The organism is Colwellia sp. BRX10-9 (genome assembly GCF_014077405.1).
Taxonomy (GTDB): domain Bacteria; phylum Pseudomonadota; class Gammaproteobacteria; order Enterobacterales; family Alteromonadaceae; genus Colwellia_A.
Map to the genome: position 1 here is coordinate 52,310 of NZ_JACGVV010000025.1, position 19,393 is coordinate 71,702.

General features: G+C 39.0%; 11 protein-coding genes and 2 pseudogenes. 6 read left to right on the plus strand and 7 right to left on the minus strand.

All coding sequences use genetic code 11. The annotated features are described in order from the left end of the window. Window positions 1-103: 103 nt before the first annotated feature. A pseudogene (locus H4J69_RS14155) lies at window positions 104-382 on the minus strand (alpha/beta hydrolase family protein); the annotation flags it as partial. A 149-nt stretch (window positions 383-531) separates the two neighbouring features. On the opposite strand from H4J69_RS14155, the gene H4J69_RS14160 reads away from it, so the two are divergent. The 4 genes from H4J69_RS14160 to H4J69_RS14175 all read left to right on the plus strand — a co-directional run bounded on the left by H4J69_RS14160 (window position 532) and on the right by H4J69_RS14175 (window position 5,197). Then, on the plus strand, window positions 532-1,899 hold the full coding sequence (locus H4J69_RS14160) for a M17 family metallopeptidase (protein WP_182216218.1): 1,368 nt from the start codon (window positions 532-534) through the stop codon (window positions 1,897-1,899). A gap of 270 nt (window positions 1,900-2,169) precedes the next feature. Then, window positions 2,170-2,715, plus strand: a complete 546-nt coding sequence (locus tag H4J69_RS14165) for a GbsR/MarR family transcriptional regulator (protein ID WP_182175603.1) — start codon at window positions 2,170-2,172, stop codon at window positions 2,713-2,715. 112 nt (window positions 2,716-2,827) lie between these two features. Continuing rightward, the gene (locus H4J69_RS14170) at window positions 2,828-4,195 is read left to right on the plus strand and encodes a cytochrome ubiquinol oxidase subunit I (protein WP_182244899.1); all 1,368 of its coding nucleotides are present in this window, start codon (window positions 2,828-2,830) and stop codon (window positions 4,193-4,195) included. Between the two features lie 3 nt (window positions 4,196-4,198). Beyond that, window positions 4,199-5,197 (plus strand): cytochrome d ubiquinol oxidase subunit II, encoded by a 999-nt coding sequence (locus tag H4J69_RS14175; protein WP_182222583.1) that lies wholly within the window; start codon window positions 4,199-4,201, stop codon window positions 5,195-5,197. Between the two features lie 145 nt (window positions 5,198-5,342). On the opposite strand, the gene H4J69_RS14180 is transcribed toward H4J69_RS14175, so the two are convergent. The 3 genes from H4J69_RS14180 to H4J69_RS14190 form a co-directional block, all read right to left on the minus strand. After that, window positions 5,343-7,544 (minus strand): xanthine dehydrogenase family protein molybdopterin-binding subunit, encoded by a 2,202-nt coding sequence (locus H4J69_RS14180; protein ID WP_182244900.1) that lies wholly within the window; start codon window positions 7,542-7,544, stop codon window positions 5,343-5,345. Beyond that, window positions 7,541-7,999, minus strand: a complete 459-nt coding sequence (locus tag H4J69_RS14185; protein WP_182216211.1) for a (2Fe-2S)-binding protein — start codon at window positions 7,997-7,999, stop codon at window positions 7,541-7,543. Before H4J69_RS14185 ends, H4J69_RS14180 begins: the two co-directional genes overlap by 4 nt. Window positions 8,000-8,838: 839 nt before the next feature. Next, the gene (locus H4J69_RS14190) at window positions 8,839-10,140 is read right to left on the minus strand and encodes an RNA-guided endonuclease TnpB family protein (RefSeq protein WP_182216209.1); all 1,302 of its coding nucleotides are present in this window, start codon (window positions 10,138-10,140) and stop codon (window positions 8,839-8,841) included. A 46-nt stretch (window positions 10,141-10,186) separates the two neighbouring features. Between H4J69_RS14190 and tnpA the strand changes: the two genes are divergently transcribed. Then, window positions 10,187-10,591 carry an IS200/IS605 family transposase gene (gene tnpA, locus H4J69_RS14195; protein WP_182216207.1) on the plus strand — a complete coding sequence of 135 codons (405 nt, stop codon included), beginning with the start codon at window positions 10,187-10,189 and terminating at the stop codon, window positions 10,589-10,591. Window positions 10,592-10,791: 200 nt separating this feature from the next. On the opposite strand, the gene H4J69_RS14200 is transcribed toward tnpA, so the two are convergent. Further along, complete coding sequence (locus H4J69_RS14200; protein WP_310733613.1) at window positions 10,792-12,390, minus strand: methyl-accepting chemotaxis protein; 1,599 nt, start codon at window positions 12,388-12,390, stop codon at window positions 10,792-10,794. 477 nt (window positions 12,391-12,867) lie between these two features. Between H4J69_RS14200 and H4J69_RS14205 the strand changes: the two genes are divergently transcribed. After that, complete coding sequence (locus tag H4J69_RS14205) at window positions 12,868-17,040, plus strand: hybrid sensor histidine kinase/response regulator (protein WP_182216203.1); 4,173 nt, start codon at window positions 12,868-12,870, stop codon at window positions 17,038-17,040. A gap of 504 nt (window positions 17,041-17,544) precedes the next feature. On the opposite strand, the pseudogene H4J69_RS14210 reads toward H4J69_RS14205, so the two are convergent. Both H4J69_RS14210 and H4J69_RS14215 read right to left on the minus strand, forming a co-directional pair. Then, a pseudogene (locus H4J69_RS14210) lies at window positions 17,545-18,481 on the minus strand (transposase). Between the two features lie 244 nt (window positions 18,482-18,725). After that, complete coding sequence (locus H4J69_RS14215; RefSeq protein ID WP_182216199.1) at window positions 18,726-19,259, minus strand: cytochrome c; 534 nt, start codon at window positions 19,257-19,259, stop codon at window positions 18,726-18,728. Between the last annotated feature and the right edge of the window lie 134 nt (window positions 19,260-19,393).

Here is a 19,393-nt window from a genome sequence, read left to right on the forward strand (position 1 = left end):
GACATGGCTTTTACTTAAACGATTATTTGATAGGTAAAGCGCCTGATAAATTTTATTCAGGGGTAGCGCTATTAGTGGGGTTTTTCACATGTATATCTAACCATTAATATTGTTCCCACAGCATATGGAGCAACGACTCTCTGGCTCGATAACCGTGTTGCTCATGTGGTAGCATCACCAAGCGAGCATTACCGCCAAGTCCTTTTAGCGCAGCAAACATTCGTTCTGATTGCATTGGAAAAGTACCTGAATTTGGATCTTCTTTACCGTGGAGCATCAACATTGGCTCATTAATTTTTTCTGCATGAAAGAACGGTGGCATCGATGCATAGGCTGGTTGACCTTCCCAAAAACTACGCTCTTCTCCTTGAAAGCAGAAGGGTTCGGTGGGTATTTCACTTACAAACATCTATGCTCGCAATAATTACTTTATAATTAGGCCAGAAACATCCGATAGCACTTCAACTTAATCTTGCTTAGGTTACAATCTAGCAAGACATAAAAACCAATCAATTCGTCCTAAGGAAATTCATGAATCAGTTACTACGTGCCGACGATAAAGGTACATCACTTTTTATCATCAACAAAAATAACTATAACGACTGGTTAAGCGAGCAAACTCAGCAAAACCAAGCATGGTTAGCCAATACTAATTATAAAGCTGAAGGTTTAGCGTTATTACCTAATACTCAAGGGGAGTTGTCGCTAGCAGTATTTGTTGTTGAAGATGCCAATCACTTCTTTGCCTGTGGCGAATTAATTAAGCAACTTCCTCCTGGTCAGTATTTGTTACATGCGAAAGATGAACAGCAACAAGCCATCTGTTTTTCATGGCTAATGGGCGCCTATAAATTCGATCGTTATGTAACAAAAAACAAAAATAATGACCCGCTTCCCTGCTTAGCCGTTAATAATCAGACCATAGTCGACAGTGCCATTAAATATGCCGAGGCAACGACTTTAGTACGTGACTTAGTCAATACGCCAGCAGCTGATATGATGCCAATAGATCTTGGTGACTGTGCGCAAAACTTGGCTAATAGGTATCACGGCCAAGTTCAGCAAATTATTGGTGATGAGCTGGTCGAACAAAATTACCCAACCATACATGCCGTTGGTCGCGCGAGTGCGCATGCACCTCGTTTAATTGACTTAACTTGGGGTAATAGCCATCACCCAAAAGTAACGTTAGTGGGTAAAGGCGTTTGCTTTGACAGTGGAGGTCTCGACTTAAAACCCGCTGCTGGTATGCGTAATATGAAAAAAGATATGGGCGGATCTGCACATGTCCTCGGATTAGCTCAACTAATTATGTCGCATAACCTACCAATTAATCTACGAGTACTCATTCCTGCGGTAGAAAATGCCGTGTCGAGCAATGCCATAAGACCTGGTGATGTTATTACTACACGCGCAGGTATTACCGTTGAAATTCACAACACTGATGCAGAAGGTCGCTTAGTATTGTGTGATGCTCTAACAGAAGCTGACACCGAACAGCCTGATTTAATTATTGATTTTGCAACCCTAACTGGCGCAATGCGTGTTGCTTTAGGCACAGAATTACCAGGATTTTTCTCAACAAGCGATGAAGTTGCTGCAGGTATTACCCAAGCGGGCAGCAAAATTAGCGATCCGGTCTGGCGTATGCCCCTTTATAGCCCATACGGTGATTTACTGAAAAGCTCTATTGCTGATATGACCAATTGCGCCGCAATACCCTTTGGTGGTGCAATTACCGCGGCATTATATCTACAAGAGTTTGTTAAAAAAGAGACTGATTGGGTTCACTTTGACGTGATGGCATTTAATATCAGAGCTTTACCAGGGCGCCCCCTTGGCGGTGAAGCTTTTGGTATTCGCGCCGTATTTGATTACTTACAAGCTAAGTATAAATAAGCAATTAAAACCACATCGCCATAAAAGTTAATAACTGCGGTGCTTTTGCGCCGCATTTATTCATAAATGTCTGTCGCTACCAAAGCTAGTTTTTATTGATACTTTCCCCATTTTTCTGTCGGTACCTCACTTAACAACACCTTGCTTTATCACGAGCTGAGTACCTCACTCAATAATCAAAAAAAAGCCATAATATTCAAAATAACACTTGATCTAAATCAACAAAGGTTTAAACTTTCAGAAATTACTGAAAGTTCAGAAGACTTAATTATGATTATGACAGCTAAAATCGAATCGTTCGTTATGCACTGTGGTGAAATGGGCAGTCGCTGGGGCTTTAACCGCACCGTAGGTCAAATGTATGGTTTATTAATTATTCACAATGATTCACTCACTGCGCTACAAATATCAGAAGCCCTCAACATTTCTCGCGGTAATGTCAGTATGGGTATTAAAGAATTACAGTCTTGGCGCTTAGTTCAAGTACAACATAAACCCAAAGATCGCAAAGAATATTACTCACCGGCTGGGTCTATTTGGGAAATGGCAATACGTGTCTTTGAAGAACGTCGCAAACGTGAGGTTGACCCTACCCTGTCACTATTACGCGATAATCTTTTAGATGAACCCGCTAACCCTCAAGAACAATATGCACAGCAAAAAATGCATGAGATGCATGACCTACTTGAAACGATTACCCATTGGGCGGCAGAACTACAAAGCATGAGCCCAGAAAAACTTAATACATTAATGAAACTTGGTGCCGGTGTCAGTAAAGTTATTGATATAAAAGATAAACTTTTAAATAAAAACTAAATTGTCACTTTGACTTTTTTAAAGCTAGCACATTAATGTTATAAAAAATTGTCACTTTAAACGTTAAACCCGTTGATGATACTCGTGTTTTCTAGGGTTTATGGAGTAAATCATGTTAGAAACCTTAATGCTTTCACGCATCCAGTTTGCCGCTAATATTAGCTTTCATATCCTGTTTCCAACAATAACCATCGCACTGAGCTGGTTTTTGTTTTATTTCAAATTACGCTTTGACCAAACCAATGATCCTATCTGGATGCGGGCCTACCGTTTTTGGGTCAAAATTTTTGCCCTTACCTTCGCAATAGGTGTGGTTACCGGTATTACTATGTCGTTTCAATTTGGCACTAACTGGCCAAAATTTATGGAAACAGTCGGTAATATAGCGGGACCATTATTGGGTTATGAAGTACTCACTGCTTTCTTTCTAGAGGCTGGTTTTTTAGGCATTATGTTATTTGGTATGAATCGAGTTTCGGCTCGAGTACATACATTATCAACGTTAATTGTCGCTTTTGGTACCAGTTTATCGTCATTTTGGATCCTAGCACTTAACTCTTGGATGCAAACGCCTCAAGGTCATGAGATGCGCGATGGTGTCGCATTCCCCGTTGACTGGTTTGCTATTATTTTCAACCCATCATTCCCTTACAAATTGTCTCATATGCTGGTTGCCTCTGGTTTAACGGCAGCATTTTTAGTTGCGGGTATAAGTGCCTATCGCCTACTCAAGGGTGATAACAAAAAAGCGCCACAATTAACGCTAAAAATAGCGTTAACAGTCGCTGCGGTGCTGGCACCAGTACAGATATTGTTAGGTGATATGCATGGGTTAAATACCTTAGAACATCAACCACAAAAAATTGCTGCCATGGAAGGTATTTGGCATACCGAAAAAGGAGCACCGCTGTTGTTATTTGCACTTCCTGATGAAGAGCAAAAAACCAATCATTTTGAAATAGCCGTTCCTAAAATGGCCAGCTTTATTTTGACACACGATTTTGATGGCGAAATAAAGGGGCTAAACGAATTTGAAGGTAACCATCCCCCTGTTGCGCCGGTGTTCTTTGCTTTTAGAATCATGGTGGCTTTAGGTCTCTTCATGTTTATTGTCGCTTGGTTTAGTCGTTTTCAATTGTGGCGTAAAAAACAATTGCCCCCTTGGCTATTAAAAGTACTGGTTGCGATGAGCTTCTCGGGTTGGGTCGCCACATTAGCGGGCTGGTATGTCACTGAGATTGGCCGACAACCTTGGCTAGTGACAGGGATTTTAACGGTAAAAGATGCAGCGACAGATATAGCACCAGCAAATGTAGGAATTACACTTACACTTTATTTGACTTTATATGTTGTCATTATGGTTGCCTACCTACACACCCTATTTACGATGGCAGGACGAGCGATTGAACTTGAAGAATTCAGTATCGATGAACAAGTAAAACCTATTATTCACACACCTAGTAAATCAATCGAGGGATAAGTTATGTTTGAAGAAAATACCTTAGCGCTAATTTTTGTCTCATTAATGGGTCTTTCAATCTTACTTTATGCCATTTTAGATGGCTACGATTTAGGTGTTGGCATTATGCTACCGCTCGATCAAACAGATAATGCAGATACGATGATAGCTTCAATAGGCCCTTTTTGGGACGCTAACGAAACTTGGCTAGTCTTAGCGATTGGTTTATTGTTGATAGCCTTTCCTGCGGCGCACAGTTATATATTTAAAGAGCTCTATTTACCCACCGCGGTATTATTAATTAGTTTAGTGCTTCGTGGTGTAGCTTTTGATTTTCGTGCTAAGGCGGCCTTTGGTCATAAGCCTACGTGGAATAAAGTCTTTAAAATAGGCTCGTTACTCGCTGCTTTAAGCCAAGGTTACATGTTAGGTATGTATGTTATGGGCTTTGAAAGCACTGTAGCCGCTTATTGTTTTAGTTTACTGAGTGCCTTTGGTGTTGCGGCCGCTTATAGCTATATAGGTGCTTGTTGGTTAATTATGAAAACTGAAGGTGAACTACAAATACAAGCGGTAGCTTGGGCAAAAAAATCAGGACTAATTTGTTTCCTTGGTATTATAGCTGTCTCCTTTGTTAATCCATTAATTAACCCAGGTGTCTATGAAAAATGGTTTGCTTGGCCAAACACTTTATTGATATTAACCTTACCCGCTATTTGCTTTGCGTTATTTATTTTTAGCTTAATACAACTAAAGCAACTACCTAAAATAAATGACAAAGGCTGTTGGCGACCTTTTGTCGCGGCAGTGATTATCTTCACTCTATGTTTTTTTGGTTTAGCCTTTAGTTTTTTTCCGTACATAGTGCCTAACAAGCTGACTATTTGGGAAACAGCCGCAGCACCTGAATCTTTGAGTTTTCTCTTATGGGGAACCTTCATTGTGGTACCGGTTATATTTAGTTATACCGCCTTTTCTTATCGGGTATTTTGGGGCAAGGTGCGAGAGCTCAGATATTATTAAGCGTGAGTTTATCCTTAAATAAACTAAGCACAGACACTTATTATTAATGTTCTTCTGTTAAGTATTTTTGCTAAGCGCCATTCTTAATTAAAAACCAGCCACAAGGCTGGTTTTTAATTAAGGTCATTATACTTTGGCTATCATATTAAGCATTAATCGGTAAACGCATTGGTCTTTTACCTAAGACCGCCAATGCATTTGCAACTGCTGGGGCAATAGTCGGTACGCCAACCTCACCCAAACCACCGGGTTCATTAGTACTTTCAAGCAATTTCACCTGAACAATCGGCGCTTCAGCCATTTTAATAATAGGGTAATCATGAAAATTGCTTTGTTTAACACCACCACTTTCAATATCACAACGCCCATAAAGTGCCGCCGTTAGTCCAAAGAGCACACCACCTTCAACTTGAGCGATTGCTGAGTCTGGGTTGACCACCACGCCACTGTCAGTCACTATCCAAACACGATGAACACGCGCTTGGTTATTTTGCAGTGAAACTTCAGCAACGGTAGCAACCATAGTGCCAAAACTTTTTTGTACCGCAACGCCCATCGCTTTACCGTCAGAGCTAACACCGTATTGCCAATTACACAGCTGCGCCACTTCCTTTAAGCATTTTGCATGATCGTCGTTATTATCGAGCAATGCTAATCGATATTTAATGGGGTCAACCTGTGCTTTTTCAGCCAATATATCAATGAAACTCTCGTTGAAAAATGCATGTTGGCTATTTTCGACACTACGCCAAAAACCAATAGGCACAGGAGAAGGATGATTAGCAAACTGCACCTTAATATTATCAACATTATAAGGTGGCATAGAGGCTGGCGCACCACCTTCGCTGCCATAGCTTGCCGATAGCCAGTAACGTGGTTTAGCGTTTTCGTCAAGCTGTGCTGAAAATTTTGCCAGAACTGCCGGTCGATAAACATCTTGTCTCGTGTCTGCCTCACGTGACCAAGTGAGTTTAATAGGAAACTTGTATTTTTTTACTAAAGTGACGACTTCATCAATCCACATTATTGGATTGTCTTCACTCATGCTAAAACCGACACGACGACCAAAGCCTCCTCCCATTGAATGAGCATGAAAAACAACATCTTCTACGTCCATATTAGCGACTTTTGCCGCATGAACACGAGCGTAAAGTGGATTTTGCACACCCGCAGCAACATGAAGCTTATCGCCTTCTAGCCAAGCGCTCGCATTCATCGGTTCCATAGTAGCATGTGCTAAATAAGGCACCCAAAATTCAGCTTCAACTGTTTCACCGCTACCGCCTAACACAGACGCTACATCGCCAATATTGTGGGCATCACTTAATTCTCCTTGTAAACTCTCACGTTGAAAGTTTTCAATACTTGCTGAACTTAAATCACTATTTTTATGGGATGCTGCCGTAATTTTTAAGGCTTTTATCGCTTGCTCTGCTCGCCAAGGATTATTAGCGATAACAGCAACGGATAGCCCCATATTTTCAACACCCAGCACACCCCGCATCGAGGTAATTTCAGCTAAGTTATCAATAGTGGCGACATTAGCGCCAAAGACACCGCTGTGTGCAATAGCTGCATAGCGCATCCCTTCCACATGGTGATCGATACCGTATTGTGTTTCAAGAAATATTTTGTCGGGTAAATCATGACGAGGCATTGCCTTACCAATAAACTTACGATCACCTTTTGCACGAAGTGTGTAGTTTTCAGGAACGTCTAAAGTTGCCGCATGCTCAACCAGTTCGCCATAACTCCAGCGGTTGTCGCCATCAACAACATATCCAGCATCGGTAGTCGTATTAGTACTTGCGCCGTATTTATCGATGGCTGCGTTAATCAGCATTTGACGTGCAGCTGCGGCTGCTTCACGCATAACTTGCCAGCCAGTAAAACGAATAGAGGCGCTACCCCCAGTCATTTGCATATTAAGTAAGTCGGCTAGACGGTTGAAAGCATTACTAGCAATATGCTCTGCCCAGACTGGTGGCTTACCAATCATTTCACTAACAAAGCCTTCAAAAACGCCACCATTGGAAAATGCAGTGGTCGCAGGCGCAAGCTCTAATTTGATTTGCGGCCAATTCAAGTCAAGTTCATCGGCCACTATTTGGGTTAAACCAGTACCGGCACCTTGACCAAGTTCGGTATGCGGAGAAAGTAGTGTAACGGTATTGTCTTTGTTAATACGAAGCCACAAGTTGAGCAAGGTATCTCTGGTGTTGCCATCTCGCTGCACACCAAGGCGATCATGCATGGCCAAATGTGTTCCTAAACCAATAACCCCTAGCGCTAATCCGCCGCCAATCGCTGCACCACCAAAAACGAACATCCGACGAGTAAGACTCATAAAGACATCTCCTTTGCTACATCAAGAATGGCAGCTTTAACTCGACTGTAAGTTCCGCATCGACAGATATTGGTCATTGCAGTATCGATATCGTCAGAACTTGGATTAGGAGTACTCGCTAATAATGCCGCTGCTGCCATCATCATTCCTGACTGACAATAGCCACACTGAGGAACTTGGTGTTTAATCCAAGCAGCCTGTAAAGCGTGCGGAGCCTCTTTTGAGCCTAAAGTTTCAACTGTATTCACTTGCTTACCTTGGGCTGCAACCGCCGGATACATACAAGAGCGAACGGCCTGATTGTCAACATGAACCGTGCAAGCACCACATTGTGCTATACCACAGCCAAACTTAGTGCCGCGAAGACCGGCTTCTTCACGGATCAACCAAAGCAATGGCATATCGTCTTCGACATCAAATAATTGTTCGCGGCCATTAAGGTTGATAGAAATCATAGGGGTTCCTTGCTAAAACATTATAAAGAGAGATAAAAAATCTCCGCTAAAATCAATCGATAAGATTAATCTAAAAAATCAAAACTGACGGTTATTGTGTTTGGACTTGTGACTATCATCGCTAAAAACTATTCTCGTCACAATAGCAGCTATTGATAATTTACAACGATGTTCTTCGCAATTAATCACTTTGAGCAGAACCTATTAAAGGTTATTCACGTTTATTGAATAAAATAAATATTATGTTGCTTTCTATTTTCAGTCAATAATTACCTTATAACCACTCAATTTCTTAGCGTGCCCCCCTACTATTTAATGTTTAATATCGTTAGATTCCGGCTGTTTTTCTAAGGAGGTAGAATGTGACTTCGTTAAAGATAGTGCAGATAAGCTGACTTTAATTTCCAATAAAAAATACTTCAAAGAAAACGATATCGTCGCCCTTTATTAAAAACGACATGTGATAGATTTAACGATTAATTAAGTAAATACTAGATGTTGACAAGGTTAACAATAATAAAAAAAGCATCCACTATGGAGTATTCATTAACGTTAGTTTTAGACAAACCGAGGAGATTAACAGCAATGCTTACCTGATGCTTTGCGCTGATTTAAGGTGATATTAATTTTAACGGCTAACTTTTGATTGAAAAATACAGACTAAACGCTTCTTCTCTTAGGCTGAACATATTCGAAAGTAGCTAAAAGTAGAGAGTAATGGCTATGCAACCTTCGCTTAGACATTATCTCGTTCAAAACTAGTTAAATCTAAACATTCATTAGCTCTATGGATAAGGCATCTTGACAGCTCCTGCAACGCAAGCGGTGAGGATTCTTGATCAGGCCACGTGAAATAGCTCAGACGGTGTTTTACCACCTGCACTCGAAAGTGCCTGAGCCGCATCAAGGGTGTTATCAAGCAACATGCCATCTGTCAGATGGACTACGCAGTTCAGCCTTATTACAGGGACTTTTACAGGTCTGCGATACTTTGCCACAAGTGGCGGGAGAAGGTATCCTTTTTCTATTCTACCGTTCTCGAATTTATTTTTAATGTTGGCCGAACCGACCAAATCCCGCACTCCAATGAAATCACATTCTGGATTTTTACACTGGTAATTGCGCCCCGAAGGTTTGTGTCTATGACCGCATTTCGGGCAAGTCTGAGTGGTGTACTGCTCTCCTATTTTATCAAGCTCTACACCTTGGAATTTACCTTTGTATTTAAGATAGGTGAGTAGCTGCCCAAGGGGATTGTTGCTGTTCATTTGATTTGAACGTCTTGAGCCTTTCTTCTTTTTTCGAGCGTTCTTACTCATATTGATGCAATCGCCCACAACAAGCATACCTGCTTGTTGTTTCACGCAATAATCAATCATTTGCTTGGATGCATGATGGAGAAGATTGCGCTGCTGATTGTCATTTCTGAACAGCATTTTAGCTTTTGATACTCGCAATTTTCGGCTCCGTCTAGACCCTTTCTTGCATTTTGAAAGCAGTCTTGAGAATTCAGCGAGCTTCTTGTTTCTATACTGAATTAACGAGCGAAGACCGCGACCAACTATGATCTCCGACGTTTCGCCATCGGTCATCGCTGCAAGATGAATTACACCTAAGTCAGCAGCAACTACGTTGCTGCCAGCTGACTTAATGGTTTTGATATCTTGCTTTATCGTGAGCCTAAGCTCCCGAAAACTAAGCTCCGCCCCTGTGATTTTACCAATGGGTATATCTTTTGGAATGCGAACGATGAGTTTTTTAACTCCAAGTCCGTTTGAAAGAATGACGCGGTTACCTTTTCTTTTTATCGCCGAAGCCTTGTACATTACTACCTGGAAGTGCTTCCTGTCACGGTACGGATAACGAGCTTTTTTATCGCCAGCTTTTCGATTCTCTGAGGTTGTTTCGATGTTAGCAAAGAACTTTTTAATAAGCGCCTGGTTTGTCTGGCTATGAAGTCGGTACTTACTTTTAAAGTGCTTTTCAAAATCACCTCTAAAAGGCCACTTCCATCGGCGTTTTCGGATGAATTTGTGCAGTTTAACCATATCGTTCCAAAGGCGAGCTGACTCTCTTCGCAACTCTGTTTGCAAAGGTGTTGTCTGACCGATATTAAATTTCGAAACACTGGTTAAACTCATAATGACGACTATACTGTATAAATTACCAGTGTCAATAAGTGTCTGTATGAAATATAAAAAGAGCGCTCATTCTTCGTATTTAATTCAAGCTCACATTATATTTGTTACTAAATATCGTGAGCGGAAGTTTACGAGCGAGATGTTATATAAAATGGACTTTATAATAAAAAGAGAATGTTTAAAACTAAAGTCAGAATTGGTTGAGTTTAATGGGGAGTCAGATCATGTTCACATGATTATCTCTTACCTGCCTTCTATTTCAATTTCACGATTAGTTAATGTTTTAAAAAGTATTACAGGTCGAGAGATGAAGTTGTGGTTTCCGCAGTTAAATCAGGTAGCTTGGAGGAAGAATGCACTTTGGAGCTCTGGTTATTATGCATGCTCTGTCGGCGGAGCGCCGATAGAGATTCTTAAGCAATACATCGAGCAGCAAGATAGGCCGCATTAGATTGCTATGCAATCTCGGCTATCCATCCCTCACCGCAAGCGGTGGGGCTTTTCGCCGATTTCGGTAAATACAATTGTTTATTTTATCTAGATAAAATTTAAGGGTTAATCTAGGTTGTTGCGGGTCAATATTATTTCAACTCAGATCAGGCAGGCAGTGGTAAATAAAGACCTGCTCCTTTATTTATAAGACTTACTATATTAACCTGCTTTAAAGCCAATTCTAAAACCTCCCCAATGTTTGCCATTAACAAAAATGGGTGCGGAAACATCATGCATTATTTCCCCTGTATCGCGTTTATAGGTTTGTAATAAAAATTTATCTGTGTGTTTTCCACAGCGAATACCTGTAGGGTCATTAAATAAACGTTTAGTGCGATTATTAATAGCATCTATTGCCTGATTACCGGTTAGCGGCTTTGAAAAACATTTGTTATGCGTAGGAAAATAACCATTAATATCAACAGCGCCTGCATAAATCATGTTAGAGAATTCTACTAATAAAGGCTCTTGAATAGCAGGTAAATGTTGGTCTGTGAATTTATCAAAACTGGTGGTAAATTTTTTCGGCTCGGTAAGTCCCAAAGGTTTATAATTAAAATCAAATAACTGTAGCTCTGTTATCTCATTGTTTTTAATGCTTTTTTCAAATAACTGACCAATTTTACTGGCTGTATACTGCGCCTGATTACACATATTACTTATTAGAGTATCACTAGAAAAATTAGAGATATGTACAAATATCGATTCGGTGCCATTGGATAATGTTGTCGCTTGTTTTGATACAGACTTCGTTTCGTGGCTTTTATCCACTAAAAAGTCATGTAAATTTATAATAGCGGTTGAAATTTCATTAGCGGCTAAATCTTGTTCTTTTAAAGCGTGACTTATTTGATCACTCGCGCCCGATGAATCAGCCATAAGCTGATCAATGTCTTTGAAACCTTGTGATAAATCAGTCATGGTGACGACAACACTATCAGTTTTTTCAACAATTTCCGCTATTACTTGGGTTGTTTCAGTTGTTTCGTCACTAATTTGTTTAAGCATGTCACCTATTTTTCGAGTAGCATCAGCAGTTTTTCCTGCCAGCGCTCTGACTTCATCGGCAACAACAGCAAAACCGCGACCTTGTTCGCCTGCGCGAGCAGCTTCTATCGCCGCATTTAAAGCCAGTAAGTTTGTTTGGCTTGATATGCCATCTATTACATCAGTAATACTCTGTATTTGCTGTGTTTTGCTGGCCAGTGATTCAATTTTTTTTGTGGCGGTACTAACCGCATGATGAAGCTCATTGACGGTATCAATGTTGTGGCTTAACTTTGCTGAACTTGAGCTGCTAGCGGTCATTGCTAGACTCGCTTGCTCTGAGGCTAATGAGGAATTTTCGTTTATTTGCTTACTGTTAGCCGACATTTCTTCCGCTGCAGTCGCTAATCGGTCGACATCTTCACTTGATATTTCTATCGCTTGGGCCAATTGGTTTAAAAAGAAACTGACCTCTGCAGAATTAATCGCTAACTCACTGGCGGTATTACCGATAGATTGACCAATATTGGCAAGAGATTCTGTTGTTAAATTATCACGTTGCTTTTTTGTTTCGTTTTTATTTATATTTTTATAGCAGCGACTTACACCGAAAAACACAGCAAAAAAACTAACGACTGCTACACTCAGTGAAGCGAGCAATACTGATGAAAAAGCTTTGTGGCTAGCATACGTAATTAAAGTGATTATTATGGTAATGACTAATGAAACAAGCACTGATTTCTGTAATTTATTTTCCATATGACGACTCACTATAATATTACCTTATTGATATTAGACATAAAAGATAGATAATTTGTCTTTAATAACTATATTAATACATGATTATCAAACAATATGCACTGTAGACCTTAGTATTATAAATATCATTGTATTACTAAAGTCTCCGTTAACGTTTAGTAGACAAAAGTGAATACTTCCTGGGCCTAAAACTTTTCCCCTAAAATAAAATGATACACTTGGGTAACCTAAGTAAAAGACCCAACCAGCCTTTAGTTTTATTTAATCAACTAAATATTGACAAAAATTTTATATAAATATTACAGCTAAAGTAGCATACTAGATGATAAGCTTTTGGCTTACATTGCAGGGGCGATGCATGAGTAAATAAAACTAAGCTTGTGCCTTAATTAGGTTTATCCGCTTTTAGCAAGGATATAACCTATTAAATTAAATAAGATTTTTTGTACTTTTTGTTGACCTTACTTGGATTTGATAATCTTAATATTTATGAAATATAATTTATCGCTTGTTAATCACGTTATCTGCTTTTTTTTCCTATTTATTGGAACGATTGCTCCAGCTTATAGTAATGAATCGACTTCAAAGCTCATTAATGAATACTCGGTTAAAGTGCTGACCGAGGAAGATGGCTTTATTTCTTCTGAGATATATTCAATTATTCAGGATAATCAAGGCTTACTTTGGTTTGGTACCGCTGAAAATGGCGTTATGCGCTATGATGGTCGAAAAACAACCCTGTTTCAATTTGATAGTATGAGTTCAAACGGTTTATCGCATAATGATGCTGGAAACCTGATGTTGGACCACACCGGAAATATATGGATTGGCACTTGGGGAGGAGGCGCTAGCCTATATGAACCAAAAACAGGAAGCTTTAGTAATTTCATTCATGATCCGCTTCGCCTTGCTTCTATTTCATCTAATCGAATTCAATCCTTATTTCATGACCAAGAGGACAATATTTGGTTAGGTTCATATGATAAAGGGCTTAGTCGATATCTAGGTAATAATAGCTTTGAACATATTACAAAAACTGATGATTCACCATCAAGTTTATCTCATAATAGAATATGGGATATTGAAAACAACAATAGCAATAGTCTCTGGGTTGCAACTAGCTATGGTTTAAATTTATATGACAAAACTAAGCAAACCTTTTCTCATTTTTTCCCTGCTCCAGAAAATAAAACACCAACAGGCGCAAATGAAATACGCAGTATTTTAAAAACGTCAAAAGACAAGCTTTATGTAGGTACTCAACAAGGTCCATTTTCCTTCGATAAAGAAAATGGTCTTTTTACACGATTAAAAACACTTGATAATCAATATTTAGATCAAGTGAATTCTATGATTGAAGACCAAGAGGGTTATGTCTGGTTTGTCACCAGCAAAGGCTTGTTTCGACAATCAAACACAGGTCCTCAGATTGAACAATTTGACCTTGGCAATAATAAGGGTCTGAGAATAATTTTCGAAGATAGCTCTAGAACCATCTGGGTCACTAGCGAGACTCACGGCATATATAAGTTAGTACCACATCGTAAATTTAAATCGATTAATAGCCCTGAACTGACCGCTCCAAATGGAATAGCAACAGATGCTAATGGTGATCTTGTCATTGTATCTTCGTCATCGCAGTTATATAAGTGGCAGGTATCATCACAAAAACTAGCCACATTATCAGCACCGATCTTTAGTGATGAGAATGGCTATGGCGCTAATAGACTATTAGAAAATCCAATTATATTTCTTGATGATAATAACAGTCTATGGGTTGCACAAGATGAAGGTTTAGCTAAATTCAACTTAGACACTCAACACCTTGAGTTATTAACCTACCCTAAAACAGATCCAAACCATAAAGAGTTCAGAGAGTTACGAGCCCTTAACATGGACCAATATGGGTACCTTTGGATTGGCACTTATAAAAATGGTGTCTATCGCTATAACCCTTCGACTAAAACCTTTACTCATTTAAATGAATCTTTGGGATTATCTCATCCCGAAGTTTTAAAAATATTTAAAGATAGTAAACAAAATATGTGGGTTGGAACCGGTAACGGTGTAAATCTTTGGCAAGCAGACGAACAAAAGTTCATTTCATTTCAAAGTAATAAAAAAAAATCTGATAGTTTATTAGGAAATATCGTACAGGATATCCATCAAAGTGGAAATGGCAACGTTTGGATTGCTACGCAAAAAGGACTCAACTTATATCTTCCAGAAACAAAAACCTTTAAACATTTTGATAAAAACAATGGATTACCGACCTCTTTAATCCGTGCAATTGCTGATGATAAAAGTGGTCATTTATGGCTGACGACCAATAAGGGGATCTCAAGATTAGACCCTTTATCAGGAGAAGTGACTAATTTTGACAGCTATAATGGCTTATTAGGAATGAATTATTATCCAAATAGCCTAGTAAAAGGTGCAAATGAGACATTTTTCACCAGTAGCCAACGCGGCATCGAGTATTTTAGTGCTTTAGATATAGAAACAACCAATGACGAATTCAATATTGTTTTAACCGGTTTTAATAAAATGGGTCAGCCGATAAAGCTTGATAGACCTTATTCTTATGTCACTGATATTGAACTGACTTATCATGACTACTTTTTCTCTTTTGAGTTCTCTGTTTTAGATTTTATTTCACCTAACAAAAACAAATATGCTTATAAACTTGAAGGCTATGATGATAATTGGATTGAAGTCGGTAATAGAAATATTGCTTCATTTACTAATCTAGATGGAGGTACATATAAACTGCTTGTCAAAGCGACAAATAGCAGTGGTGAGTGGGGGAAGAAATTACTGTCGATCAACTTGTATATATCACCACCGCCTTGGAAAACCTGGTGGGCATACAGTTTATATGTATTATTAACCTTAATGGTCGTATTTATTACCATTTATTTAAGAACGCGTTTACAGCAGACAGAAATAGACAGACAAAAGCAATTTGTTTTAACACTTGAAGAGCAAGTGACTGAGAAAACAGCTTCGCTAAAGACGCAGGCTAAAGATTTAATTACAGCATTAAAAAAATCTGAAGAAGCAACACAACTTAAATCAGAATTTTTAGCTAATATGAGTCACGAAATAAGAACACCAATGAACGGGGTTTTAGGCATGCTGGGGTTACTCATGGATAGTGACCTAACGAAAGAACAAGCCCAAAACGTAAGCATAGCCAATACCAGTGCCCATGCATTATTGACACTTATTAATGATATTCTTGATCTTTCAAAGATTGAAGCGGGTAAAATAGAACTTGAGTATATAGATTTTAATTTACGTAATTTAGTGGCAGAGCTTGCTGAATCTATTTCACTTGCCGCGCAAAGAAAAGGCGTTGAAATAATACTCGATTTAACAGGTATTCCCTGCTCTTTCATTAAATCAGATCCGGGACGAATACGACAAATCCTCACCAATATTTTAAGTAATGCCATAAAATTTACCGATCAAGGTCAGATAGTTATTAAAGCTAAACTCGAACCTGCCGAAAAAGATCATCACTTTATATTTAGTTGTGAAATTCAAGATACTGGCATTGGTATTCCAGCAGAAAAAATATTTTTATTGTTTGGCTCATTTAGCCAAGTTGACGCTTCCACAACCAGAAAATATGGCGGTACCGGGTTAGGGTTAAGTATAACAAAAAAATTATGTAAGCTACTTAATGGTGATGTAACGGTATCAAGTAAGATAGGCCATGGCAGCTGTTTTAAAGTATCTTGTTTAGTACAAGAAAGTGAATTATCGACCCCAGTAGTGCCACCGATAGCAGGCTTAAGGTTAAATATTTTAATTGTCGATGATAACAGAACTAGCCGTGAGGTGTTACGCAGACAATTAGAGTGTTGGGGGATAAACGTCACTGAAGCTAAAAGTGCTAAGGAAGCTTTATTTCATTGTGATGAGTGTTTTTCTTCATCAAATTCAAAGATATTTGATCTGGCATTAGTGGACATGGAAATGCCAACGATGAATGGAGAAGCATTAACTAAAATAATTCGAGCGAATAAAAGCTATGACCCAATGGCACTAGTGATGATGACCTCAATCGATGAAAAACACGACGCTAAACACTTTGCAGACTTGGGTAGTAGTACTTATTTTCCTAAACCAGCAACAACCGACAATTTATTTAATGCTTTAGCGGTAATTAAAAATAATACCGATACATTAATAACGGCGCATAACAGTATCGACCTAGAAGCAATAAAAAAGCCTAATATCGGTGCAATGAAAGGTCACTGGCCTAGAGAAATGCATGTGCTACTTGTTGAAGATAACCGAGTAAACCAAATGGTAGCGCTAGCTGTCTTAAAAAAAATCGGCTTAACCGCAGATTTAGCGACTAATGGTGTTGACGCCTTAAATCGATTAAAAGAAGCGACCGTTATTAAACCCTATACGGTTGTGATCATGGATTGCCAAATGCCAGAAATGGACGGTTATGAAGCAACAAAGAGAATTAGAGCAGGTGAGGCTGGAGTAGAAAACACGGCAATACCTATTATTGCAATGACAGCTAATGCGATGCAAGGTGACAAAGAAAAATGTATAGAAGCGGGTATGGATGATTATTTAACCAAACCAATCGAGCCAATGTTGGTGCTTGAAAAATTAAAGTTATGGCGCCATAAATAAAGATATTGTCGTGCATGGCAGTTATTATCTTTATAGAGCCTGTAACAGATTTTGTTACAGGCTCTCTTTATAGTATCGGTGTTTAACATATGAGTACGAACTCTGCCCTCGCCTTTTCTACCTTAAATAAGTCACTAATGAACTATTACCGATATCAACTTTAGACAACCTTTCAACAGACTTTACTAAAGCTCAAGCCATTCTTGAAAGTACGACCCTGTTTATAATGTAAGCTATTTTAAAGTGACTAAAGCAGACACTCAATTTAAATCAAATCTAACAACATCACATCGATATTTCAATATACTGTCAGTCGTTATCATTAAAAAGGGCTTTTGATAATATACGATGGTGCAAAAACTCATTTTCAGTCAATTAACACCTAAAATACTCATTTATTAACAAGTGCCATCCTCCAGGATAGACTGGTTAGATTTATAGCTGTTTTGAATGAGTGTAGTTAATTTAAGCAAAGAGTTTATTGCAATGACTTAAGTTTTGTCTTCACTTTAACTTTTGGTGTTCGCAGTAATCACTTAAGGCATCTTCGTGACCAACCGCACCATGAAACTGTTTGCTAAATTGGGTGGTAATGATTAGCCAGTTTTTAGCTGATATGTTTAATCGACTGAGTATATTGGGTTGGCTGTCTTCGATGAAACCGTATTTATCCTCTCTGATACAACGTCCGGTTAACTCAATTAATTGTAGGTAATCAGTAAGCTCAAATGTTAAGCCCTTAACCATTTTTTTTATTGGGTGACCAACAAAAGGGAGTAACGCATTGGGTTGTTGATTTTTTTTTTGCTTGCTCACAGCGTAGCTTGACGCTGGTGTGCGTTGAGCTTTCGGGCGTTTTGGCTATATTGGCGCGAATGGGGTTTAAATCAACATAGGCCATACAAGCAACAAGTGCTGCTTCATCTAATAATGCTTGAGATTTAAATCGTCCTTCCCAAAATCGACCAGTACAGTTGTCTTCTTGATTAGCTGCTCTGGCAATACCTTCGTTAATGTAGCCCATAAACCAACTGATTTTCATCAGCCGTTTTCGATAGACCTCAGATGTTTCTTTAACGATATCCAGTAACGGTTTCGCTAACGCTTCGCCACGACAGTATTGCTGTGTGAGTAACGTGCCTTTGTGTAAGCGGTGCCAACGCTCAAGCACATCACTCATGCTCCATTGCTTTGCTTTTTCCTCATCAATAAATAGCACAACATGATAATGATTACTCATTACGGTATAGGCACACACGTCAATCGCAAAGACCTCGATAAGAAAGTGTAACTTCTCTTCTACCCACTCTCTGCGGTGATCAAAGCTTTGGCCTGACAAGGCATCTTCGCCACATAAAAAAGCGCGTCGAACACAACGCGAAACACAATGATAATAAGGGGTATCTATTAAACTGATTTGTTGTTTCCTTGGCGTAGCCATAAATCACCTGTGATTATGTCGCTTGGTTATTTCAGTGTAGTGCATCGGTAGGGAGGATCAATTTAGATTGGGCGTCCTATTAAAACTAGATTGGGTGTCCTGTTAATACTCTTTCAGTGTAGTGCATCGGTAGGGAGGATCAATTTAGATTGGGCGTCCTATTAAAACTAGATTGGGTGTCCTGTTAATACTCCTTAAAACTATTATCATCACTTATCCCTTTGTCTTTAAATTTAATTAGACATTAATCTATCGCGGTAAGTATTTGGTATTGCTCTGGTGTCAAAGTTGGTAATCGTTTTATAAAAGCAACCATTGCCCAGATACGTTCATCGTCGTGAGTTTTACCCCAAGAAGGCATGCCAGACGCTTTAATACCATGTTTGATCACCCAAAAATTTTTACGATCGCTTTGTGCGCCATCGCCGTGTTCTTTACCTATATGACTTTTAGCAGCAATATTTAAATTAGGTGGTGCTGGGTATAACCCTAAGCTCATGTCACTCTCACTCTGTTCAGGCTTTAAATGGCAACTCGAACACATAAATTCGTAGTCAGAACCACCCGTTAATAACAATTCTGGATCACTTAAATCAGGCACTACAATATCTTGAGCTGCATTTTTAATAGCGTTTTCTCTGGTTTCTTCTAAAAACCAGTAGACCAAATCACTATGAGGCTCATCAGCCGCAACATCAACCAAACCCGAATACATCACAGTAGCCGCGGCACCTATACCTAATAAGGCAAGCAGTAATAATAATTTAATAATTTGCATATATGTCCCTTTAAGCAAAAAGTCACCTAACATATGCTAAGTGACTATTTTGGTTAATTAATGATTATGTTCGTTATCATAATCTTTTTCTTTCATTTTCATCTCTTTATCTTTCATTTTCATCTTCATCTCTT

Coding starts and splice junctions, on each gene's coding strand:
- H4J69_RS14160 (WP_182216218.1), top strand. CDS start 532: ATGAATCAGTTACTACGTGCCGACGATAAAGGTACATCACTTTTTATC.
- H4J69_RS14165 (WP_182175603.1), top strand. CDS start 2,170: ATGATTATGACAGCTAAAATCGAATCGTTCGTTATGCACTGTGGTGAA.
- H4J69_RS14170 (WP_182244899.1), top strand. CDS start 2,828: ATGTTAGAAACCTTAATGCTTTCACGCATCCAGTTTGCCGCTAATATT.
- H4J69_RS14175 (WP_182222583.1), top strand. CDS start 4,199: ATGTTTGAAGAAAATACCTTAGCGCTAATTTTTGTCTCATTAATGGGT.
- H4J69_RS14180 (WP_182244900.1), bottom strand. CDS start 7,544: ATGAGTCTTACTCGTCGGATGTTCGTTTTTGGTGGTGCAGCGATTGGC.
- H4J69_RS14185 (WP_182216211.1), bottom strand. CDS start 7,999: ATGATTTCTATCAACCTTAATGGCCGCGAACAATTATTTGATGTCGAA.
- H4J69_RS14190 (WP_182216209.1), bottom strand. CDS start 10,140: ATGAGTTTAACCAGTGTTTCGAAATTTAATATCGGTCAGACAACACCT.
- tnpA (WP_182216207.1), top strand. CDS start 10,187: ATGAAATATAAAAAGAGCGCTCATTCTTCGTATTTAATTCAAGCTCAC.
- H4J69_RS14205 (WP_182216203.1), top strand. CDS start 12,868: ATGAAATATAATTTATCGCTTGTTAATCACGTTATCTGCTTTTTTTTC.
- H4J69_RS14215 (WP_182216199.1), bottom strand. CDS start 19,259: ATGCAAATTATTAAATTATTATTACTGCTTGCCTTATTAGGTATAGGT.